The 22,044-nt window shown below is 42.0% G+C and carries 19 protein-coding genes and 1 pseudogene; 3 read left to right on the top strand and 17 right to left on the bottom strand.

Features of this window, described 5'->3' with window-relative positions:
- Window positions 1–49: 49 nt before the first annotated feature.
- The 4 genes from ACPW7J_RS12320 to ACPW7J_RS12335 form a co-directional block, all read right to left on the bottom strand.
- Window positions 50–943 (bottom strand): substrate-binding domain-containing protein, encoded by an 894-nt coding sequence (locus ACPW7J_RS12320; RefSeq protein ID WP_425755366.1) that lies wholly within the window; start codon window positions 941–943, stop codon window positions 50–52.
- Window positions 940–1,227 (bottom strand): hypothetical protein, encoded by a 288-nt coding sequence (locus ACPW7J_RS12325; protein WP_425755367.1) that lies wholly within the window; start codon window positions 1,225–1,227, stop codon window positions 940–942. The genes ACPW7J_RS12320 and ACPW7J_RS12325 overlap by 4 nt, the downstream gene beginning before the upstream one ends.
- Window positions 1,228–1,371: 144 nt before the next feature.
- Entirely contained in the window at window positions 1,372–2,691 is a 1,320-nt protein-coding gene (locus ACPW7J_RS12330) for a MobA/MobL family protein (RefSeq protein ID WP_425755368.1), read from the bottom strand.
- A gap of 719 nt (window positions 2,692–3,410) precedes the next feature.
- Complete coding sequence (locus ACPW7J_RS12335; protein ID WP_251392597.1) at window positions 3,411–3,641, bottom strand: helix-turn-helix domain-containing protein; 231 nt, start codon at window positions 3,639–3,641, stop codon at window positions 3,411–3,413.
- Between the two features lie 175 nt (window positions 3,642–3,816).
- Here ACPW7J_RS12335 and ACPW7J_RS12340 point away from each other — a divergent pair, with 175 nt between their 5' ends.
- Together ACPW7J_RS12340 and ACPW7J_RS12345 are read left to right on the top strand one after the other, a co-directional pair.
- Window positions 3,817–4,446 carry a helix-turn-helix domain-containing protein gene (locus ACPW7J_RS12340; protein ID WP_172508854.1) on the top strand — a complete coding sequence of 210 codons (630 nt, stop codon included), beginning with the start codon at window positions 3,817–3,819 and terminating at the stop codon, window positions 4,444–4,446.
- A gap of 84 nt (window positions 4,447–4,530) precedes the next feature.
- The gene (locus ACPW7J_RS12345) at window positions 4,531–4,752 is read left to right on the top strand and encodes a hypothetical protein (protein WP_425755369.1); all 222 of its coding nucleotides are present in this window, start codon (window positions 4,531–4,533) and stop codon (window positions 4,750–4,752) included.
- Window positions 4,753–4,890: 138 nt separating this feature from the next.
- Here ACPW7J_RS12345 and ACPW7J_RS12350 read toward each other — a convergent pair whose 3' ends face one another.
- The 10 genes and pseudogenes from ACPW7J_RS12350 to ACPW7J_RS12395 all read right to left on the bottom strand — a co-directional run.
- Complete coding sequence (locus ACPW7J_RS12350) at window positions 4,891–6,132, bottom strand: IS256 family transposase (protein ID WP_425755319.1); 1,242 nt, start codon at window positions 6,130–6,132, stop codon at window positions 4,891–4,893.
- A gap of 284 nt (window positions 6,133–6,416) precedes the next feature.
- Complete coding sequence (locus tag ACPW7J_RS12355) at window positions 6,417–7,640, bottom strand: M20 family metallopeptidase (protein WP_425757525.1); 1,224 nt, start codon at window positions 7,638–7,640, stop codon at window positions 6,417–6,419.
- A gap of 42 nt (window positions 7,641–7,682) precedes the next feature.
- Window positions 7,683–8,735: an ornithine carbamoyltransferase gene (argF, locus tag ACPW7J_RS12360; protein ID WP_425755370.1), complete on the bottom strand. Its 1,053-nt coding sequence runs from the start codon at window positions 8,733–8,735 to the stop codon at window positions 7,683–7,685.
- 39 nt (window positions 8,736–8,774) lie between these two features.
- Complete coding sequence (locus ACPW7J_RS12365; protein WP_425755371.1) at window positions 8,775–9,599, bottom strand: polysaccharide deacetylase family protein; 825 nt, start codon at window positions 9,597–9,599, stop codon at window positions 8,775–8,777.
- Window positions 9,600–10,457 carry a polysaccharide deacetylase family protein gene (locus ACPW7J_RS12370; protein WP_425755372.1) on the bottom strand — a complete coding sequence of 286 codons (858 nt, stop codon included), beginning with the start codon at window positions 10,455–10,457 and terminating at the stop codon, window positions 9,600–9,602.
- Between the two features lie 40 nt (window positions 10,458–10,497).
- Window positions 10,498–11,217, bottom strand: a complete 720-nt coding sequence (locus tag ACPW7J_RS12375; protein ID WP_425755373.1) for an aspartate/glutamate racemase family protein — start codon at window positions 11,215–11,217, stop codon at window positions 10,498–10,500.
- Window positions 11,214–12,791: an alanine/glycine:cation symporter family protein gene (locus ACPW7J_RS12380; protein WP_425755374.1), complete on the bottom strand. Its 1,578-nt coding sequence runs from the start codon at window positions 12,789–12,791 to the stop codon at window positions 11,214–11,216. Before ACPW7J_RS12380 ends, ACPW7J_RS12375 begins: the two co-directional genes overlap by 4 nt.
- 255 nt (window positions 12,792–13,046) lie before the next feature.
- A complete protein-coding gene (locus tag ACPW7J_RS12385; protein WP_425755375.1) occupies window positions 13,047–15,101 on the bottom strand; it encodes a sigma-54 interaction domain-containing protein in 2,055 nt (684 codons plus the stop codon).
- Between the two features lie 465 nt (window positions 15,102–15,566).
- Window positions 15,567–16,037: a transposase gene (locus tag ACPW7J_RS12390; protein ID WP_425755376.1), complete on the bottom strand. Its 471-nt coding sequence runs from the start codon at window positions 16,035–16,037 to the stop codon at window positions 15,567–15,569.
- A gap of 229 nt (window positions 16,038–16,266) precedes the next feature.
- Window positions 16,267–16,668: pseudogene (locus ACPW7J_RS12395) on the bottom strand (transposase); the annotation flags it as partial.
- Window positions 16,669–17,101: 433 nt separating this feature from the next.
- Here ACPW7J_RS12395 and ACPW7J_RS12400 point away from each other — a divergent pair.
- On the top strand, window positions 17,102–17,794 hold the full coding sequence (locus ACPW7J_RS12400) for a helix-turn-helix domain-containing protein (protein WP_425755377.1): 693 nt from the start codon (window positions 17,102–17,104) through the stop codon (window positions 17,792–17,794).
- Window positions 17,795–18,243: 449 nt separating this feature from the next.
- Here ACPW7J_RS12400 and ACPW7J_RS12405 read toward each other — a convergent pair whose 3' ends face one another.
- From ACPW7J_RS12405 to pepT, 3 genes are all read right to left on the bottom strand, one after another.
- On the bottom strand, window positions 18,244–19,440 hold the full coding sequence (locus ACPW7J_RS12405) for a glycine C-acetyltransferase (protein WP_425755378.1): 1,197 nt from the start codon (window positions 19,438–19,440) through the stop codon (window positions 18,244–18,246).
- Window positions 19,441–19,442: 2 nt separating this feature from the next.
- The gene (tdh, locus tag ACPW7J_RS12410; protein ID WP_424960137.1) at window positions 19,443–20,492 is read right to left on the bottom strand and encodes an L-threonine 3-dehydrogenase; all 1,050 of its coding nucleotides are present in this window, start codon (window positions 20,490–20,492) and stop codon (window positions 19,443–19,445) included.
- A 220-nt stretch (window positions 20,493–20,712) separates the two neighbouring features.
- Window positions 20,713–21,936 carry a peptidase T gene (pepT, locus tag ACPW7J_RS12415; protein ID WP_424960138.1) on the bottom strand — a complete coding sequence of 408 codons (1,224 nt, stop codon included), beginning with the start codon at window positions 21,934–21,936 and terminating at the stop codon, window positions 20,713–20,715.
- Window positions 21,937–22,044 lie beyond the last annotated feature (108 nt).

Consider the following 22,044-nt stretch of genomic DNA (forward strand, 5'->3'; position numbering starts at 1 on the left):
TCCTTATTGAAAAGGGGCGGCGGCTTTCTTACCGCAGCCCCTTAAAATCCTACTGTGATATTTCACTCCAACGAACCGCATTACCCATGAAAATATCTTTTACCTGTTCGCTTGTAAGGTTATTTATGGGACAGTCATTATTAACAATCACTGTAATACCGTCCATTGCAATTACGGTAGCGGTCAGTCCTTTTTCCATTTCGGAATCTTTCAGCTCACGGGAAGCCATGCCTATATCGCAGGTTCCGTCTATTGTGTCAGACATACCAGTAGAAGAATCACTTTGCTGTATCTCAATCGTAACGCCCGGATTTCTCTCAAGATAGGCTTCTTTGAGCTTTTCCATAACCGGGGTGACAGAGCTGGAACCCGCTACAATAATTTTGCCCGAATCCATTTCCCCGCTGTAACTTCCCGCGTCAGATACAGAAATATATCCATTTTCTTCAATCACCGCTTGACCGTCCGCACTCATAATGAAGTCGATAAAATCCTGCGCCGTGTCGCTCAAACCGTCTTTTGTTGCAATGTTAAAGGGACGTGCAATCTCATAAGTACCGTTTTTAATATTTTCAATCGTTGCTTCGCAGCCGTCGATCTGAATCGCTTTTACAGTATCATTCATGGAGCCAAGAGAAATATATCCGATAGAGTATAAATCCCCGGCAACCGTTGTCATCATAACAGACGTAGAATTTGTAACGGCGGCGGTGTCTGTTGTATAGTCAATTTTTTCTCCCGCTTCATTTTTCTGCTCGATTCCAAACAGCTCTATGAACGCGCCGCGTGTCCCCGAACCATCTTCGCGGGTAAGTACATTGATCTCTCTTGCCGTGTCAAACTTGCCGGAATCTCCCTCGTTCTTATTACTGCACCCCGTTAATGCAGACAGCATTAGAACACTCACAAGGGCAAATGCCAAGAATTTTTTTGATGTTTTCATTTTTTGAATCTCCTTTGCTTTTTATTGTTTCTTGAAGTGACAGCTATATCATACATGACAAAAATCAAATCCAATATCGCGGCATTGTAAAATAGATGTAAAGTTTTTACAAGCCAAAAATATCTTAATAAAATTTTAGAGGGGCATGTCATCTTGCCCCTCTGTTTCTGCTTTTTGAAATCTGTTTTGTTTGTCTGTCTGCATTTTCCCTTTGATAATTCCGTAACCGTTTGGATATGCTTTCTTCCTTCTTTTGTACTTTTTCCCCGTATTGTTCTTCCCATTTATCCACCTTGTCCCGATATTCGGCATTAGCAGTTTTAGAGACAGAAAAGACTTTGTAGAAATCATGCACCGTCTGGAATCCATATCGCTTGACTATCCCCGACAAACCAATTTTGAGAAGGTCTATTTCCTCATTTTTGCGCTCAATCCTGCTTTGCAGTTCCCCCCTTCTTTGTCAATTTCGCAAATCCTTTCAGGCTGTCACGCTCCAGTTCCAACTCATTGCGTTCCCTCTCCGCATCAAAGATAATTCCGTTTTGGCGGTTTAATTCCTTATAAATTTTCAGCAGCTTTGGATATGCGGTGGCTTCAGCGGACATAACAGGCTTTGGTGGAATTTTAGGTTTTTCCTGTTCTGTTGTCTGTGTTTTTGCCTGCAACTCCTGTTTCTGTGATGATGGATTAGCAGTCGGTTCTTTATGAGTGATTTTTTCCTGCATTGGTATTTTATCAGTCTGCGGTATTACTTGTGTCGTTCTTCTCTCGTTTGGCTCTGCAACCGGCTGTATCGTTTCTTTCTCAAATAACTTTGCTGACAGTTCCCTTGCCTTATCCAATACTTTAGAAATCAGCAATGCCAACGCCGTAACAGCGGTCATAATAATACTTCCAAGACGTTCCGGCTGGCTGCCGAATATATCAACCGATTCTCTGATGCGGTCAGTGATATATTTTTTCTTTATCTGTCGTATCTCTGTTTCGGGAACGCCGCTGACAATTGCCCTGTCAACTTCCCTGTTCCAACGCATACGCATTTCGTTATCGGTCTGTATCTGTTCCGCTTTCGGGTTGTTTTTCCCTATCTTCTTGGTGGCAAGATACAATCCGCTGCTGTCGAACACATGAAGTTTTTCTTTGTCGTCTTTTACAAGAAGATTGATAAGGTCGGTATAGAAATGCTTTATCTCGTCAACAAAATTTTCCTGCTTGAACAGCTTACTCTTGGCGGTAAAAAGACTTCGCTCATAGACTTCTCCTTTCTTCACGATTTTACAGCCTTTGCGGACATTTCCGTTTTCGCCGAGTATCTCTTTCTTGGTTCGGACATGTCTCCCGTTTTCGTCATAGAACATATTGCGTGTCGCGGTTTTTTCTATGGGTTCGGGCAACAGTTCCCGTTCAGAAAAAATAAGATGGATATGGTAATTTGTCTTTCGTTTGTTATGGTGCAGTGCTGATACGCACTCCACGCCATATTTTTCTTTGAAGCGATCTGTAAAAAGCTGCAACAGCTTGTTTGGCTCATAAAGATTAGGGAATGATTCGGGCAGGGCAATGATAAATTCCCTCGCCTCAATGCACATTCCCTCTGTGCCGCTTTTTTCAAATTCCTGCCGGTTGCATTTCGCAAGCTCCGTCCAATAGCGGCGGTCTGTCGTTTCATAGACCGCATACAGGTTTTCCTGTTTCGCATGGCTGGATATATAAGTGATCCTGCCCCTGACATCGGACAGTTTGCTCATGCGGATGAATGAATGTCTTTGTATTGTGCTTTGTCCTCCCTCCTGCAAATGGCAGTATCAGATCGGAGTAAGCGGAGGTATGGCGGAACAGATTGTGAGTGGGCGACATAGGCGGTATGTTTACAAACACATCCGCCTTGTGGCGGTCAATTCAAATGCGTCAGCATTTGTAATTCACGCTTGCGTGAATTTGCTCCCCGCAGGGGCGAAATCCCCATTGCATAAACGAAGTTTGTGCAATGGGTGTATTTCGCTCTCAAACGCCGAGGGCTTTAAGAGAAAGGAATTTCCCCTATAGGCACTCGAATTATGCCTGCAAAACGGTTGTCATGATAGCAAAAAGTGATGATACTTATGATAGTAAAAACTGCCATCATGCTATCAAAAAGTGCTGCCACATATGATAATAAAAGTGCCGGTTCTGAAATTTCTTTCAACTGAAAATGGAGAAAGTCAGTTGAACTTTTACAGTCACTTTATGCTGCATTAGAAACATCGTTAAAACATCAGTTGACTTTTCCAACTGAAAATACAGAAATCAGTCGATTTTTTAAGTCCGTTTTTGCCATATGGACTTATTTTTTCAACCCACTTTCTGCCCATTCCCGCAAATTTCCGCTTGTACCGGAAGGAAGCACATGATATAATCTATTTGCGTGTAGGTATATCATGGCTTCGGTCTGATACATACCTGAGGCGGTTTCGTAAGAAGCCGCCTTTTATACTGCTGATTTTCTTGTTACCGCTTTTACATCGCCCTTATCCCGCAGGTTCTTTCCCTCGTTCACTTCCATGAACTTTTCCAAAATATCGCTTTTGATAAGTACCTTTCGCCCGACTTTTAAGACCGGCAGCTTTCCCCATTCCACAAGGTTTCTCATGGTATTCCTGCCGATTCCCGTATACTCGGATGCTTCCTCGATTGTCATTGCAATCTTCGTTTCTGTCATCAACTTCCCTCCTTTTGAATTGCATTACGCAATTTTGTGTGTACTGATACTATACTGCTTTTATATTCCCTTGTCAAGCGTTATGATAATACGAAAATTGTTTTTAAGTTGCATATTGCATTATTGCTTTTTGTATGCTATAGTATAAACATACCGACAAAGGAGGCGTATCAACATGAAAGACAAAGAATTGCGCAGGCTGATCGGTAGCAGGGCAAAGCAGCGGAGGGTGGAGTTGGGACTGAACCAGCCTTATGTCGCAGAGAAGATGGGGGTAGCCACTTCCACAATCGTGCGCTACGAGGCAGGGACAATCGACAACACAAAGAAGCTGGTCTTGGAAGGTCTGTCAGAAGCACTTCATGTATCTGTGGAGTGGTTAAAAGGGGAAACAGAAGAATACGAAACAAACATTACGGATAAAAGGGAATTATTCATTCGTGATGTGATGTCCTCCATTCTCGCAAAGCTGCCGTTTGACATGGAACAGGCAGAGTCGGACTTTACAAAGGATTTACTGCTGCTGATGTTGAGGGAGTATGAACTGTTCGTGGATTCTTTCCGGTTTGCCTGTAAGAATTTCAAGGACAATGCGGAAAATGCCGCACTCGCCCGGACAATGGGGTTTGAATCGAATAAGGAATATAACGAGATTATGTTCCTTCGGGAAATCACCCACACCGTAAACATGTTTAATGATATGGGCGATATTGTGAGGATCTATTCCAAAAATCCTGAAACAGCCACCGTAAGGCTTGCAAATCTTCTTTCTATGGTATCGGGGGAAGAATCCGAATCGGTATAGTAAAGCAATCGGAGTCATGATATACTTACACGCAGAAAGCATTTCATCAGTTCCGATTGCCCGTTATCGAAAGGAGAACGGATTATGGCAAAAGGTTCTGTAAGAAAAAAAGGAAAGAAATGGTACTACCGCTTCTATGTGGAGGACGCAAGCGGCAACTTGGTACAGAAAGAGTTTACGGGTACGGAAAGCAAGAGCGAGACGGAAAAGCTGTTACGGCAGGCAATGGAGGATTACGAGGAAAAGAAATTCATTGCAAAGGCTGACAACATCACGCTTGGGGAGACTGTGAAAAAAAGTCTGTAAATTACCTTCTATGGTAATTTGAAACTATGAAACCTTTGAAATTTCAATAGTTCTTAGTTGAAAATAATATAATACATGTTTTTAGCCATGTCAAGGACTCCTTTCTCTGAAGGAGTCCTTGCATGCTTTTATTTTGTATTAAACAGGAAAACGATCCCCATACATGATGGAAAATTCTCCATAAACTTTACCCCAGTTTCTTAAAGACTGTGTCCATTTCTTCGTTGCTTGTAAGGTTGCAAGATACAGTGATTTCAATAGTGCCTTGTCGTTTGGGAATACTGTGCGCTGCCGATTCAATTTCTTGTAGGTACTGTTCAGACTTTCGATGGCATTCGTCGTATAAATCACCTTTCTCACATCTATAGAGAATTTGAAGATGGGCGTTAATACATCCCAGTTCTTCTCCCAGCTCTTCATCGCGTTTGGATATTTATCATTCCACTTTTCTGTTACAATTTGCAATGCTTCATATCCTTGTTTCTCATCCGGTGCCAGATAGATTGATTTCAAATCTCCGGCAAAAGCTTTCATATCTTTGTAGGACACATATTTCAGCGTATTGCGTATTTGGTGTACAATGCATCTTTGATACTCCGTATCCGGATAGGCTGCTTGAATTGCTTCTTTGATCCCGCTAAGTCCATCTGCACAGATGACCATGATATCCTTGACTCCTCGATTTTTTAGGCTGTTTAGTACACCTAGCCAGTATTTGCTGCTCTCATTCTCTCCAATTTCAAGATGAATGACATCTTTCATCCCGTCCAGAGTATATCCTAAGATTACATAAGCTGCCAGTTTTCTAATCTGATTATCTTCCCTGACTGAAAAATGTACCGCATCAATGAAAATGATTGGGTAGATTTCGTCTAGAGGGCGTTTCTGCCAGTCATCAATTTCCTGCAGAATCTTATCTGTTACATCAGAGATAAAACCTTCACTACATTCGAATCCATAGATTTCTTCAATCTGTTCTGAGATTTGTCTTGTGGTAAGCCCTCTTGCATACATGCTGATGATTTTCTGATCAATCTCAGAGATATCCTTTTGACGCTTTTTTACTACCTGTGGTTCGAACGTACTGTTCCTGTCTTGTGGTACACTGATTTCAAACTCTCCATAGTTACTGCGTACTTTTTTAGATTTTGTACCATTGCGGTAATTATCGCTGTCACTGCGTTCATAGTTACCGTAGCCGAGATGTTCATCCATTTCAGCTTCCATCATGGATTTGATGGTGCCACCTAATAGGTCTTTTAAGGCCTCCTGAATATCATCTGCTGTTTCGATGTCGTATTCTTCCAGTAATGCTGCAATGATGTTCTTTTTTCCTTCTGTCAGTGGTTTTACCTTGTATACTTCCTTTTTCTTTGCCATTTTAAAAAGCCTCCTATGATAATTTGATTTTACCATAGAAGGCCTTTTTCTTTTACCTATTTACAGACTTTTTTTCACAGTCTCAAAGTTCAAGAAATTCATCTGCAAATTCCAGTTTATTTCATTGTACCAAGTCATGGATGCATGTATAAAGAAACTGCTCCTTACATGAGTGGTTTTATATATAATGCGACCTCATAATGTATCGAAAAATACATGCCGCACCTCGACCATATGACTAAAGTGCGGCATGCGTAAAGCCTCTATATTATATTCTCTAATAATTATTCAGCTTCTCGAATTCCCATCATATAGTATACGCTCAATACATATATTTTAATCGCATCAATGAAGTCATCCAAGCTTACGTGTTCATATATTGTGCCTAACAGCAAATGGTCTCCCGGTCCAAAGACAGGCATAGGAATTCCCGTCTGTGCAACTACATGGGAAGCGTCAGTGCCACCTTCGCTGCCAGTCAATGCCAATTCTGTACCGTTTACCCTCTTAAGTGCACGGCGAACAGCATCCACTACAGGCGCATTTTCATCCACCTCAACCGGCGGACGGAATCCCTCCCATGGGTGAATTTCTGCCTGGAATTCTGGATCTTCCTCATGCAGTCTATCAATAATATCTTGATAATCCTTCATGCACTCTTCTGTTGTTTCACCAGGATGCAATCTGCGTGTTACAGTTAACTTGCAACGGTCAGGCACAACATTTGATGCCTCTCCTCCATCAATCATTGCAACCTGTACACTTCTAGGCGCAATCAAAGGATGAACATGATTTGGGTCTGTACTGATTTTTTCGTGCAGTTCTTGAATAGCTTCAATCAGCTTCGCCGCCTTATCAATTGCACTAATACCTAGATATGGTCTCGCATTAAAAGCACCCTTACCAATGATAACAATATCAACTCGGAATACACCTTTAGTTGCAACATTCATTTCGCAGAGATTCGTTGGTTCACAATTAATACCAAAATCATCAGGATGCGTTTTCTTGATATATCCTTCTTTAAGAAGATATAGAATACCATCCTTTCCGCAAATCAGTTCATCGCAAACACCTGTAAACATTACATTACCTCGGATAGGAATTTGAAGATCATTCAATACGATTCCTGCAAAAAAGGAGCTAAAAGTTCCACTCTTCATGTCCACAGTGCCACGTCCATACAGCTTACCATCTTCAATATCCCCGTCAAACGGCTGGTGCTCCCATTCCGACTCATCTTGTGCAGGAATAACATCCAAATGGCCATTAAAGGTGCACGTTGGGCCATCTTCAACACCCCGATAATAAGCAACAACATTAGGGCGACCAGGAGCCCTTTCAATGACTCCCACATCATCAAAACCTCTTGCCTTCAAACCATCAATGAGTTTTTTTGCAACTTCCTGTTCATGCTTTGTATAGCTTTTACACTGTACTAGTTCACGAAAGAATCTTATAAAATCCTCTCTTCTGGCCTCAACCGCCTCAATAATTCTTTCTTCCATCTTTGTCAACTGTATTCACCTTCCTCATATCATTTAAATTTTTTATTTCCCGAGAACTAACGCATCAATTTCATTGATGTAGTAGTCTACATCCTTCTGTTTACGCTGTTTCTGTCTTTCTTCCAAAAGCGGATACATGAAGTAAACCAACAGACCCTTTTCAGTATGTAATCTGTTTTCTGCCTGCGGAATCAAAACGGACTGGTCGCTATCCCATACCTCGTCAGAAATCTCATAGCCTCTGTTTCCAGGCAGATTGTGCATTACCTTAATGGAAGGTTTTGCCTTGGACAGTAGTTCCTTATTTACAGAATACTTAGGGAAGAAGGTCGCAATCTTCTTATCCTTCAGATGGTCACTGCCGTGATACCACCATGCGTCTGTGGCGATAAAGTCAACCTGGTCGATGTATTCATACGGATCATCTGTCTGAATGAATTTACCGCCGGATTTTTCCATTTCTGCCTTGCAGTACGCTACGTCTTCCGGTGCCATTTCTGCTTCCTTCGGTGCGCAGGAGATAAAGGTTACGCCCATTTTGGAAAGCAGTCTTGCTTCAGTTCTGCATACGCCGCCGATGTTATCGCCCAGTACGGAATTATCGCCGATGAACATATACACCAGATCTTCGATTTTCTTGCCTTCCGGCATATATTCTGTCATCGTGAACAGGTCGCACAGCGCCTGAGTTGGATGCATGCATTTGGAGCTCATACCGCTGAATACAGGTACGTCAGAGTACTTTGCAAGCTCAATGATGGTATCCTGAGATTCGGTACGAATTTCGATGGCATCGCACATACCGGACAGTACCTGCGCGGTATCCTTGATGGTTTCTCTGTCTTCACCGCAGTGGAGCGTCTTGGTTTCCAGATACAGTGCATGTCCTCCAAGCTGTGTCATAGCTGCCTCAAAGGAAACTCTGGTTCTGGTGGACGGCTGGTCAAACATCATTGCCAGGGACTGATCCTTCAAGAGCGGGAGTCTGATTCCTTTTCTCTCTGCATCTTTTAACGTTTTGATTACCTTGAGCATCTCAAGATATTCTTCTTTAGTAAAATCATCTGTTTCAATAAAGTGTTTTAGTTCTGCCATAATTTTAGCCTTCCTTTTATTAATTTTAAGTGATATATTTTATCTCATATAATTTAAAATATCTTCGCCCGTCGCAAACCACACATCATCGTAAGAGCGCATATAGTCCAGCATTTCCTCGAGCAATCCTATCCTACCTGGAGCAGCGATAGTAGCCGGATCCAGCTGTAATACATAACAGAGTCCGTATTCTCTACAACCGTCAAACTCATCTTTCCAGTTGGATAATACACCTGTATAATTTGCTATCCTACCCTGACCTGCCGGAAATGCTGGTTTATAATTGAATGCAAAGTAGGGCAAATCATAATTGACCCAATGTATGGGAATTTCTAGGATTGTCTCTCCGTTTCCTAAATCTTTCGCATATGGTCTGTCATCATCACCAAGATTGCTGGAATACGCCATACCATATTTTCTGGCAATACGCAAAGTATCCAAAGTCAATTCTCCTTCTGGACTTCTAAATCCCTTCGGTCTGATGCCGCAAACCTTTTCGATTGCTGCAACGCATTTAGCCATAGCATCTTCCTGTTCATCTTCTGACAGCAAGGCCATATGTTCATGATGATAGCCCAGTCCTGCAATCTCATGCCCTGCATCTTTAATTGCACAGACTTTTTCCGGATATTGTTCCGCTACCCAGCCGGGTACAAAGAAAGTCGCCTTCAAATCACGTTCTTCCAGTACACTCATTAATCGATCCACGCCTCTAGTCATGCCATACTGTCCTAGAGACAAAGTTTTCGGCATATTGATACAGGCTGAATCCAGCTGTAGCCAAAATAATTCAGCGTTCAAGTTGATGCTAATCATTGTCGCACATTCTTTTTTCTTCGGCCAAATTGGTTTCTCTATATACATCTACTTCACCTCCCCTTTCAGATGGTTCGCCCGATACCAATCAGCAATCTCGCTTCCTGTGGCGACCCATACATCGTCATGTTTTGTGACTTCTGCTAATAGGTGATCCAGAATTTTTATCCTGCCTGGAGAGCCGATAACCTGTGGGTGGCTCATAAAGGAAATACACAATCCGTATTTGTGATGTCCTTTAAATTCTCTTAGAAAGTTATCTTCTACACAACGATAACAAGATATCCGATCCTGTCCGGCTGGTTCTGCCGGATACATATTATAAGCCATCGCTACATAGTCATCTACTTCCCATTTGGTTGGGATCTCGATAAAATCCGTCTCCTCTCCATCAATGATAGTTCTGTAAGGCCGATCGTCCCCTCGCATGGAACTGGAATAGCGAAACCCTCTCTCACAGAGCAGCTTCGGCGTTTCGATAGACCAGTCTCCTGACGGCGTGCGAAAACCAGTGACTTCATGACCAATCAGTTCCTTGAATATTTTTTGAGTTTTTTCAATAATTTCAATCTGTTCTTCTACAGTACATCCTGCAAAACGTTCATGTGCATAACCGTGATGACCAATCTCGTGCCCCGCCGCTGCAATTCTTTTAATCACTTCCGGGTAACGTTCTGCACTCAGTCCCGGTACATAAAATGTTGCCTTGACATTATACTCGTTCAGTTTATCCAAAATTCTATCCACGCACCGCTTTGGCCCATACTGCCCGATGGATTTGGATTTGATATATTTCTCTCCGTTAGGCAGTCCTCGATTTCCGTTCTCCCAAGTTGTATCTCCGTCCACATCAAAAGTGAACATAACTGCCGACTTCTTTCCTTCCGGCCATTTTATCCCGTTCATAACTACTCCTTCAATCTTAAACTTCTCTTAATCCCTTCTCCTAAAGTTTTATATTGCTTTTATTTGTAAATGGCGTATACATATCCGAAATATGTCTTACACCTGTTCTTACACAAAATTCAGCAAACGCTACAGAAAGAAATGCTGGATCGAAAACCTTGACAGGCAAATTAGCTTCAATATAATCTCCGTATTCCGCCATTCCGAGGCAGCCTAAAATGATTCCATCTGCATTTTCCTCTATAACTGCCTTTCTGCATACATCAAGAAGATACTTTTGTGTCACATTTTTATCTGCTCTTAATTCATGAATCGGAATATCCAAAGCTTTTACAGATGTCATCTTTGTCTGCGCAATACAGTTTTTCATCAATCGACGATATGTTCTGGGAATATTACTGCTTTCTGTAGTAATCACACAGAATCTATTGCACATTAAACTTGCAATTGCCAACGTCAGCTCTCCCGGTCCAATTACCGGTATACGCACATTCTCTCTGATTGCATCCACCGCCACATCACTAAAGCAGTACATTACAAACGCCTCGTAACCTTCCGCTTCGGCTTTTATGGCTTCCCTGATTAATTCAGGTGCGGCAAAAGCTTCATCTGTATGACAATCAAGTTCGTCAGGTCCTTCCTTTATACAACCCACAGACAGTTCTACATCATCAGATAAGACCTCCGACAACATTTTTCCTCTTAGCTCAAGGGTTTCGCTATCCATTGCTTTATCTGGCATAACGGCTTTTATCTTCATATTTCCTCCTTTTCTTCCGTCCTTTCATATTCCAATTTCATTTCTTCTGACCATGCCTCTGTCTCTATCCCAACATTAGTTGAAACAAATCGTGCTCCATTACTATTTTTATAGTCGACATATACTTTTTTAACTAGCTTACTTGCCACAAGCAGTGTCGGCAGGTTAATAAAGACAATCAATGCGTTAATCAAATCAGATACATACCATAAATTGTCCAGACCCATTCCGGAAAGAACTGTAATGGTTCCAATCGGAACAAAAATCAGCGCACACAATACTCGTATCAGTGTAATAAACTCTTTCTTGCTTGAAATCTTATTTGCGGCAATTTCTGAATAAGTCATATCGCAAAGCAAAGTTGTGAACGCAAATATTGTAAATGCCAGAAGGAAGAGTATTACGATTACTGTATCAAAGGCTCCATCTCCTGGAACAAGCTCCTTAACAGAAGCAACATACGTTCCAATTTTGTCTAATTTAAGGCTTTCCCAATCATAGGCAGGATTTTCCCAAATGGTTCCTGCTGTGATAATGAAACCTGTAAGCGTACAAATAATAACCGTGTCAATAAATACACCTATTGCCTGCATAAAGCCCTGTTCACAAGGATGATTTGCATCAGCAATGGATGCTGCTTGTGTGGCAGTACCCATACCTGCTTCATTTGATATCAGGCCTCGTTTTAATCCATTGGATAATGCTGCTCCAAATGCACCGCCAAAAATCGCAGCAGGTTTAAATGCACCTACAAATACTGCGGAAAGGAAAGCAGGGAATTTTGTAATATTAATAATGATTAATAGCAGTACGATTGCCACAAATGAAATTGCCATAAAGGGAACTATTTTATTTGAGAATTTAATCGCTCTTTTAATGCCGCCAAAGGTCAAAACCGCAACGATAATTATAATTGCTGCTGCAACAACATAATATATCGGTTCATTGATCTCGGTTGTATGACCGGAAAATTCATTAACAATAGAACTAATACCAGTGAATACATGGAATGTATGTGCCGGAATACTTAATAGATTATATATCAAGTACAATATGCACAAAATAAATCCCACCCATTTTTTATTTTTCCATACCTTTTGAACGTAAAATGTGAAACCTCCTACGTATTCATTGCCTCTTCTTTCTTTAAATAATTGCGCTAAAGTTGATTCACTAAACGCTGTAGCCATACCAAGACATGCAGAAATCCACATCCAGAAAATGGCACCAGGTCCTCCCAGTGTAACCGCCCCTGTTACGCCTACAATATTGCCTGCACCAACTCTACACGCCATACTGATTAAAAATGCCCCTACCGGACTTTCACCGATTGTTGCTTCCTTTTTAGACATTAACAATTTGAAGCCCGTTTTAAAATCTCTAATCTGGACAAACCCCAGTTTGAGTGTGAAGTACAAGCCACCGCCAAGCAATAAGAGGATCAGCAAAGAAAACCTCCCTAAAATAGGGATACTAGCATACCACTCATAATTTGTTGGGAAATCCCACAAAAAATCAGCTACAGGAACAACGCTTGCAAATGCATCGTTTATAAATGAAAATATACCTTCCATAATATTTCTCCTTCCTATTTGTTCATCCCATTTGCTAGCACACGGTTATTAAATGTAATTACACTATTTTAAAGTCGCAAAATCCATGCCAAACTCAAAATCAGACAAAAAGGGATTCTTCCCCTAAATTACCCAAATCCGCATTTCATGCTCTCAAAATATTCTTAGGTTCAATAAAAAAATAGGCTTTATAGGTAACATTTAAACCTATAAAGCCTAATTATAAAAGAATTCCGTTAGCATCTTGTCATCATTTTACTTTCTTATAAAGCCAATCCTATCGTATTCCAAATGCCTCAAAATTGCTTTCCCCTCCTTAGAAATCACAGTACCTGACCTTCCTCGTCCTGCTATAGCGAATCCATACTCAGAAAGCACTTTCAAAGAATACCTGATATCTCCTTCTGTGATGTGCGGATTATCCTCTCCAATACGTTCTAACATTCTAACACGCCCAGGTTTTTCACCTTTTTCACAGCTCTCCTTCAGCACGTTTAAGACCACTCTATGTAGCGAAATATTTCTTCCTTCCAACAAAATAAATTTTTCCATTAAAGAATCTGACATTGTTTCCTCGTATCCCTCCGCATCTTCTTCTATCACTGTATCTTCTTCCCAGCTTGGAGGAAATGCATCTACATCAATAATTCTTTTATTATAGCATGTCAAGTATTCAACCATATTCCTTAATTCACGCACATTGCCATGCCATGTGTGCGATAGAATTTTTTTCTCCGCCTCTTTCGTAAGGATAATCTTCTTATTTACATTCCCTGCATAATAATAAAAAAGAGGCAAAATATCTTCCGGCCTTTCCTTAAGACTTTGTAGCTCCAACGGTAGCACATTAATTCGATAATATAAATCTTCTCTAAACAATTTGCGTTTTACCATATCATACAAATTCTTGTTTGTAGCTGCTATAATTCTTACATCAACAGAAATCGTCTTATTCGCTCCCACTGGCATAATTCTATGTTCTTCAAGTACCCTTAAGAGTTTAGCTTGTAATAAAAGCGGCATTTCACCTATTTCATCAAGAAAAAGAGTACCCTTATGCGCTAACTCAAACAAACCAACTTTTCCTTCTTTATTTGCTCCCGTAAATGCACCTCTTGCATATCCAAACAATTCACTTTCCAATAGATTTTCTGGAATAGCCGCGCAATTTATCGCAACAAAATTAAATCCGCATCGTTCTGATTCATTATGTATGCTTTGTGCAAAAACCTCTTTTCCAGTGCCACTTTCGCCCGTAATTAACACCGGATAATTGTTCTTTGCAATTCTCTTTGCATATTCAATTTTTTCTTTAATGATTTGACTTTCCCCAATAATCTCCTCAAAAGTGAACCGAGCGCCATGTGGCGCATCACTCAACTCAGAATTTATTTTTTGCTTTAACGGTTCTTCCCATCTTGAAAGAAAAATAATATTCCCTAGAATTTCTTCGCCTTGTTTCAATTCAAAAGTCGATATGCATAGTCTTTCTTGCTCAAGTTTTATAAACTGAATATCCTTTTTATTCTTTAATTCCGGAAATATATCATACACATAACTTCCGTCTAGTCGCTTTGTCCTTGGCAACATCATTTCTGACGCAGTTTTATTACATAAGTAAATTCTTTTATTTTCATCAATAAGAATAATACCTTCTTCTAGAAACTGGATAAATATTTTAATACTCTCTCTTAAAGTCTTTCGTTCATCGAGCAATTTATCCATATTCGAAAAAAACTCTTTCCGAATTTCATACGCTTCATTCTCCACGAATTCATTATACACTCCGATTTTTTCAGCAATCAAGTACAGCACATCCATGTTTATAACAGATTCGCCCAAATTTATCACAGTTTCTATACCCTCTGGAATCAGTTGCAATTCATTAGGCGTAATTGCAAACTTTATGTCCCGATCATATTCACCAATTCCAAAATACGGAAACAATTCCACATCAGAGAATCCGCCATTATATAACAATTCCATCAGCCTCATGCAATGGCTATAATCAATATTAACAAGTAGCGCTTTTGCTCCCTTGGGCAAAGCTTCCAACATTTTCATTTGCATTTTGCTAAGAGAAAGTGATATCAATATCACTTCCATATCCATCCCAGCCTTTTTACGCACACGATGCATAACATTTGAGCTAGCAACAATTCCATATTCCTCTTCTATAATCATAAGTGATTCAAACTCCTCTAAAGAATACTCGTTTGATTGTGCATATTTTCCGATATACTTCTCAAGAGTTTCTTTCAGATATTTGGCATATTCCTTTTCCGTTGCTATTATTGCAATTTTTTTCATTTTATATCATCCTCATATAATCAAATATTTTTTAATAAAAATATTTACTTTTTAATTCATATATATCAGCGAATAATGCATAGCCATGTGCATTTCGATGTATCAGGTACTGAAATAGTGGCTAAAAGGTATACGAAATAAAACGTCTTTGCCTTCGCTTTACTGGCCTTGTGTACACCCATCTCTCTATGGCAGCTAACCTCCTATATCCAACAGGATCATCTCTGTTTCCAGAGGTCCTAACTTCCTTCGTCCTGTCTGCCCATAACCAGGGTGTCAGCTTTGCTCCCTAACGGGGTCTACGTCCCATGGAATTTATTTCTACCGACTACTGGCTCATTCTTTGTATTTTTGATTACCGACTCGCTTCCTGTATCAGCACTGTAATTCGTGGACGCTATCTGTTACATCCTGCTTTGTTCAGTGACTGCCTTGACGACAGCCCTCTATCATTACTTGTCTTACTTATGCTGCCTGCAGATAAACTGCTGGTCTCTTGATATCACTAACCATCTTCTTTGGATCATAGTCCACACCTTTTGTCAATATCGCATAAAAGGCACGAAGTAATTTTGCTGCAATCGCCATAAGTGACTGCATCTTCTTTAAAGGGTTCAGCTTTCTGGTCGTATAGTATACGTGGAGTGCTCTGAACTCCGGTTTCTTTGCAACAAGCGACATTGTAACCTCAAAGAGCAGATATCTGGGTCTTTTTCGTTCTCTTCTGCTTATTGTTGTCTTACCCTTATGCTTTCCGGAACTGTTTTCAACCAATGCCAGTCCTGCAAGTTTCTGCAGTTCTTTCGGATTGTTAAAGCCACCAATATCGCCTACTTCTGCAAGAAATCCTGACACTGTCTTGATTCCCACACCCTTAATCTCCAACAGCTTCTCTGTCATCGGAATCTGATTTACTAACTCTTCAATCAGAGTCATTACTTCCTTAAGACGTGCGTTTCTTGATTCACAATCCTCCAGGAGCATTCGGATTTCCATTCTTGCCAAGACTTTGAAAAAAAGTCTGTAAATTACCTTCTATGGTAATTTGAAACTATGAAACCTTTGAAATTTCAAAAGGTCTTAGTTGAAAATAATATAATACATGTTTTTAGCCATGTCAAGGACTCCTTTCTCAGAAGGAGTCCTTGTATGCTTTTAATCTGTATTAAACAGGAAAACGATCCCCATACATGATGGAAAATTCTCCATAAACTTTACCCCAGTTTCTTAAAGGCTGTGTCCATTTCTTCGTTGCCTGTAAGGTTGCAAGATACAGTGATTTCAATAGCGCCTTGTCGTTTGGGAATACTGTGCGCTGGCGATTCAGCTTCTTGTAAGTACTGTTCAGACTTTCGATGGCATTGGTCGTATAGATAACTTTTCTCACATCTGTAGAGAATTTGAAGCTAGGCGTTAATACATCCCAGTTCTGCTCCCAGCTCTTCACCGCATTTGGATATTTATCATTCCATTTTTCTGTTACAATCTGCAATGCTTCATATCCTTGTTTCTCATCCGGTGCCAGATAGATTGATTTCAAATCCCTCGCAAAGGCTTTCATATCCTTTCTGACACATTGTGCCCCAAAGTCACGGTAAAGTGTCAGATTTTAAATTCGTGTTTTTGAAGAAATGACATTTTACCTGTCTTTTTCCACAGAAAGTGTCAGAAATCAATTAATAATATTATGTAATAATATTGAATTTTACGAAGCTATTTACATTTTCTGTAAATCATCGAACTCAAATACAAGTCAAAATACAGAAATCTGACATATTTAGGTTAAAATCGCACTCATTGTGTCAAATTCGCAATAACCAAAAAAAGAAATATGACACTTTACGCTCAAATTTGCACAGATTGTGTCAGAATCGATATGACGCAACAGTTCTGCGGATTTTTGTGCCTTTGCCGTGTACCAGCGTGTTTTTCTATTGTAATTTCTGCTGCGCCGTGCTATGCTTTTCTTAGAAACTTACGACCTATGGAGGAACCCCGCTTTGAACGACCGTCTGAAAGAAACAGGAAGACAGATCCGCACTTACCGGCTGGCGCTGGGACTTTCCCTGCAGGAATTTGCCGCCAAAATTCACAAGAGCAAAGCCTCTGTTTCCAAATACGAAAACGGTCTGATTTCCATCGATCTTGCAACCTTTTACGAAATCGCGGGTGTGCTTTGCGTGTCTCCGGCGAAACTGATGGCGGCGCCCACTTTTTCCGAAAACGGCGCTGCGCCGGGAAGTGCGGCAATCCGGCAGTATCTCTATTCCTACGCTCGCAAAGGCAGCAAAATTACTAAAAGCGTCCTTGACCACTACACAGACGCAGAGGGCAATGTCGATGTGACCTTTTTTTACGATGTCCCCGACTTTGACCAGCTGGAAAAGTGCCGTGGACTTTACGAAGGTTCCATGTCCAAAGAAGGACCGATTTTAAACTACCAGTTTGTCAACCGCCGAAACAGCACGGAGCACACCTTCCTCTGCTGCATGGAAAGTCTTGATAACAACGGTCACAGCATGGGACTTCTCTCCAGCATTTCTTACACCACGATGACGCCTAACGCAATCAAAGTGGTTCTGTCCGACACACAGCTTGCGGAAACCGAAGAGCTGCGGGCACTGCTCCTCTTCAACAAAGAGGATATCCAGCGTCTTAAGCGGGATAATATGCTGACCGTGGAGCGGCAGTAGAGAAGCTCTATACTTAAGTGCAAACACATAAAAATCTGGTAAATTATCGAACAACATCATTTCTGACACAATCAACATAGTTTTGAGCATAATGTGTCATTTTTGATTCTTCGGTTTTTGCAAATTTGACACAACAGGTGCGATTTCAATTCAAATGTGTCAGATTCCTGCATTTCGGCTTGGGTTTAAGACTGCATATTTACAGAAAATGTGAATAACCGCCGCTTGGTTTAATGTAATTACATAATATGATTAATTGTTTTTTGACACTTTTAACGTGAATAGACAGGCAATGTGTCATTTTTGCAAAAACAAGAAGTTTAAATCTGACACATTACCTTGTTTTTTTTGTGCAATGTGTCAAAAGACAGTTTCCGGCGAAAAATTTTTCTACACAAATCATCCCTGCTTCCATTACTAGAAAGCAGGGATGCATTCACATCTTTTCTTTATCTCCCAATCTCCGCTCTGGTCTTTTTAAACGCTTCCACAATAAAGTCGATATCCTCCTTCGTATGACCGGCGCTGAGCTGGGTTCTGATTCTCGCCTTTCCTTTCGGTACGACAGGGTAGGAGAACGCCACCACATACACGCCCTGCTCTACCATTTTCTTCGCGTATTCCACCGCCAGCTTTTCATCGTAAAGCATCACCGGCACACACGGGTGCACGCCTTCAATCACGTCAAAGCCTTCCTCTGTGAGCCTGCCCCGATAATACGCCGTAATTTCTTCTAAATGATCGCGAAGGTCGGTACTACCCGCCAGCATCCGCAAGACTTCCAGACTTGCCCCCGCAATAGACGGCGCAAGGGTATTGGAAAACAGATACGGTCTGCTTCTCTGCCGCAGCAGCTCCACAATTTCTTTCCGCGCGCAGGTATAGCCACCGGAAGCGCCGCCGAGGGCTTTTCCCAGCGTACCGGTCAAAATATCGATTCGCCCCTGCACGCCGCAGTATTCCGGTGTGCCGCGCCCTGTCTTTCCCACAAATCCCGCGGCATGGCTGTCATCCACCATGACCAGCGCATTGTACTGGTCCGCCAGATCACAGATGCCGGAAAGATTGGCAATGATACCGTCCATGGAGAAAACGCCGTCTGTAGCAATCAGCTTGATTCTGGCGCCGGCAGCATCCGCTTCCTGCAAACGCTTCTCAAGATCTTCCATGTCGTTATTCTTGTACCGGAAGCGCTTTGCTTTGCACAGGCGAATGCCGTCGATAATCGAAGCGTGATTCAGTTCATCGCTGATGACCGCATCTGCTTCCGTTAAAATCGTCTCAAAAAGTCCGCCGTTGGCGTCAAAGCAGGATGCATACAAAATCGTGTCCTCCATGCTGAAGAACTCGGCAAGTTTTGCCTCCAGAGTTTTATGAATGTCCTGGGTACCGCAGATAAAACGCACCGAGGACATGCCGTAGCCTCTTTGATCCAGCGTCTTCTTTGCCGCCTCCGAAAGCCGCGCGCTGTCAGACAGTCCCAGATAGTTGTTGGCGCACATGTTGATGACGCACCGGCCGTCTGCTAGTGTCACGTGAGGTCCCTGCATAGAGGTGATTTCAAGCTCGTTCTTGTAAAGGCTTGCCGCCTTGATTTCTTCGATTTCCTTTGTATAATATGCCAGTAAATTTTCTTTTCTTTCCATGGTTATTCTCCCTTCGTCCAATCTAAAATGACCTTGCCGGCATTGCCGGAAATCATCGCTTCAAACCCTTTTTCGTAGTCCGCCGCATCAAAGCGGTGGGTAATCATGCCGGAAATATCCAGTCCTGACTGCAGCAGTACCGTCATCTTGTACCAGGTATCCCAGACCTTTCTGCCGTAAATTCCTCTGAGATTGAGGCCATTAAAAATAACCGTCTCTAAATCCACCGGTGTATGTTTTCCCTGCAATCCAAGCAGGGCAATCTTTCCACCGTGCTTCATGGATTTTATCATGGTGTCAAGCCCTGCCGGACTTCCCGACATTTCCATGCCGATATCAAAGCCTTCCCGCATTCCAAGGTTTTCCATGACATCCTGCAGATTTTCAGAAGACAGATTTACCGTTCTGTCCGCGCCCATTTTTGCCGCCAACTCCAAGCGGTACGGATTAAAGTCGGTCACCACCACATGACGCGCGCCGGAAAATCTGGCAACGGCAGCCGCCATGCATCCAATCGGTCCTGCGCCTGCGATGAGAACATCCTCACCCAGCGTATCGTAGGACAGCGCCGTATGCACCGCGTTTCCAAATGGATCGAAAATCGCGTACAATTCTTCCGGAATATCCTCGCTGCATTTCCATACATTTTCCTTCGGAATAACCAAATATTCCGCAAAAGCGCCGTTTCGATTGACGCCGACACCTTTGGCGTCCTTACAGTTTTCCTTGTGCCCTTCCAGACAATTTCTGCAAACGCCGCAGGTAATATGTCCCTCGCCGGAGACGATATCCCCTGCCGCAAAGTCCTTCACACCGCTGCCTACTTCTACAATCTCTCCAACGTACTCATGCCCTGCAGTAAGACCAAGGGGAATCGTATCCTGCGCCCACTGATTCCACTGATAAATGTGTACGTCTGTGCCGCAAATCGCAGTCTTATGAATTTTGATTTTTACATCGCCTTCGCCTACTTCCGGCACCGGCACCCGTTTTCTCGTAAGTCCTGGCGCGGCTTTCTCTTTGACCAGCGCCCACATGGTATCCTGTTTCATTTTACATCGCTCCTTATCATTTGATAGGAAAATCATACCACTGTCATACTTTTTAACGCAAACACCATGCCGTTTCACTAAAAGAAATTTTCAGTAAATCCATTTCATTTAAAGAAACTTTTTTGCCAATTCACGCGGCTTTCTATCACTTCTTCACATAAAAAATCCCCAAATTCAAAGCTTTGGGGATTTTCATGAAACTTGCTAAATTGTTATATTCTTATTCCTCAAATTCAGCATATTTTCCGATAATGCGGAGGATCACTTCCGTGCATTTTTCCATATGGTCAATATTGGCTACCTCACTGACGGAATGATGGTTGAATGAACCTGTTCCCAGATTCGGACACGGCACGCCCTTAAACGACAATTCTGATCCGTCAGTACCGCCGCGGATAGCAGGCACTCGCGGTGTAAATCCGCATTCCGCGATTGCATCTTTGGCAAAATCGATTAGGTGCATGTGCGGCCGTACCATCTCTGACATATTACGGTAACCGTCTTTCACCTCCGCTGTCACTGTACCTTCGCCATATTTAGCATTGAGCATAGCTGCTGCCTGCTTCACAAGCTCTTTCTTCTGTTCAAACTTGTCGAAATCATGTTCACGTATAATATACCGCAGTCTGCAGCGCTCACAATCACCCTCTACATGCATCAAATGATAGAATCCTTCATAATCCTCCGTATGCTCAGGCCGTTCCCATGGAGGCAGCATAGCGTCAAATTCCATAGCGATTAGCGATGCATTCTTCATCTTATCCTTGGCTTCCCCCGGGTGAGTTGTAACACCCTTTACATCAATGACAGCTGACGCGCCGTTAAAATTCTCGTATTCAATATCGCCAAAATCCGCGCCGTCCACAGTGTAAGCAAATTTCGCACCGAAGGCCTCCACGTCAAAATTATCCTGACTTGTACCGATTTCCTCATCAGGGGTAAACGAAAATACGATCCTCCCGTGTTTGAAATCCTGATGCTTCGCCAGATACTCCAAGGCCGTCACAATTTCTGCCACGCCTGCTTTATCATCTCCACCCAGCAAAGTTGTTCCGTCAGTAACGATAATATCACAACCAACAGCATTGCGCATATTAACGTCTGCCGCCGGATCCAACACGACGTCCTGCGCCAACTGAATGACACTGCCGTCATACTTTTCAATAATTCTCGGAGTAATTTTCGGTGACGGATGGGCGTCAGCTGTATCAACATGAGCGATAAATCCAATCACTGGCACGTCCTTTTCTATATTAGACGGCACACTTCCATAAACATACCCCTTTTCATTCATATATACGTCTTCTATGCCAAAATCCTTTATCTCGTCTACCAGGGCCTGTCCTAAAACCTTCTGACCCGGTGTGCTAGGTACAGTCTGACTGCTCTCGTCTGACATAGTTTCAAACATAACATACTTCAAAAATCTCTCAAATGTTTTCATAGTTTTCCTCCAATAACATACTTCTATTTTCATTTTATACGCTATGAAGGCAAATGTCTACAAAAAAAGTTCCGCCAGCCGCCCCTCAACGACGTGTTGAGGAGCTTC

This window comes from Ihubacter sp. rT4E-8, assembly GCF_049852125.1.
In the GTDB taxonomy this organism is placed as follows: domain Bacteria; phylum Bacillota; class Clostridia; order Peptostreptococcales; family Anaerovoracaceae; genus Senimuribacter.

Coding starts and splice junctions, on each gene's coding strand:
- ACPW7J_RS12320 (WP_425755366.1), bottom strand. CDS start 943: ATGAAAACATCAAAAAAATTCTTGGCATTTGCCCTTGTGAGTGTTCTA.
- ACPW7J_RS12325 (WP_425755367.1), bottom strand. CDS start 1,227: ATGGGAAGAACAATACGGGGAAAAAGTACAAAAGAAGGAAGAAAGCAT.
- ACPW7J_RS12330 (WP_425755368.1), bottom strand. CDS start 2,691: ATGAGCAAACTGTCCGATGTCAGGGGCAGGATCACTTATATATCCAGC.
- ACPW7J_RS12335 (WP_251392597.1), bottom strand. CDS start 3,641: ATGACAGAAACGAAGATTGCAATGACAATCGAGGAAGCATCCGAGTAT.
- ACPW7J_RS12340 (WP_172508854.1), top strand. CDS start 3,817: ATGAAAGACAAAGAATTGCGCAGGCTGATCGGTAGCAGGGCAAAGCAG.
- ACPW7J_RS12345 (WP_425755369.1), top strand. CDS start 4,531: ATGGCAAAAGGTTCTGTAAGAAAAAAAGGAAAGAAATGGTACTACCGC.
- ACPW7J_RS12350 (WP_425755319.1), bottom strand. CDS start 6,132: ATGGCAAAGAAAAAGGAAGTATACAAGGTAAAACCACTGACAGAAGGA.
- ACPW7J_RS12355 (WP_425757525.1), bottom strand. CDS start 7,640: ATGGAAGAAAGAATTATTGAGGCGGTTGAGGCCAGAAGAGAGGATTTT.
- argF (WP_425755370.1), bottom strand. CDS start 8,735: ATGGCAGAACTAAAACACTTTATTGAAACAGATGATTTTACTAAAGAA.
- ACPW7J_RS12365 (WP_425755371.1), bottom strand. CDS start 9,599: ATGTATATAGAGAAACCAATTTGGCCGAAGAAAAAAGAATGTGCGACA.
- ACPW7J_RS12370 (WP_425755372.1), bottom strand. CDS start 10,457: ATGAACGGGATAAAATGGCCGGAAGGAAAGAAGTCGGCAGTTATGTTC.
- ACPW7J_RS12375 (WP_425755373.1), bottom strand. CDS start 11,217: ATGAAGATAAAAGCCGTTATGCCAGATAAAGCAATGGATAGCGAAACC.
- ACPW7J_RS12380 (WP_425755374.1), bottom strand. CDS start 12,791: ATGGAAGGTATATTTTCATTTATAAACGATGCATTTGCAAGCGTTGTT.
- ACPW7J_RS12385 (WP_425755375.1), bottom strand. CDS start 15,101: ATGAAAAAAATTGCAATAATAGCAACGGAAAAGGAATATGCCAAATAT.
- ACPW7J_RS12390 (WP_425755376.1), bottom strand. CDS start 16,037: ATGACTCTGATTGAAGAGTTAGTAAATCAGATTCCGATGACAGAGAAG.
- ACPW7J_RS12405 (WP_425755378.1), bottom strand. CDS start 19,440: ATGGAAAGAAAAGAAAATTTACTGGCATATTATACAAAGGAAATCGAA.
- tdh (WP_424960137.1), bottom strand. CDS start 20,492: ATGAAACAGGATACCATGTGGGCGCTGGTCAAAGAGAAAGCCGCGCCA.
- pepT (WP_424960138.1), bottom strand. CDS start 21,936: ATGAAAACATTTGAGAGATTTTTGAAGTATGTTATGTTTGAAACTATG.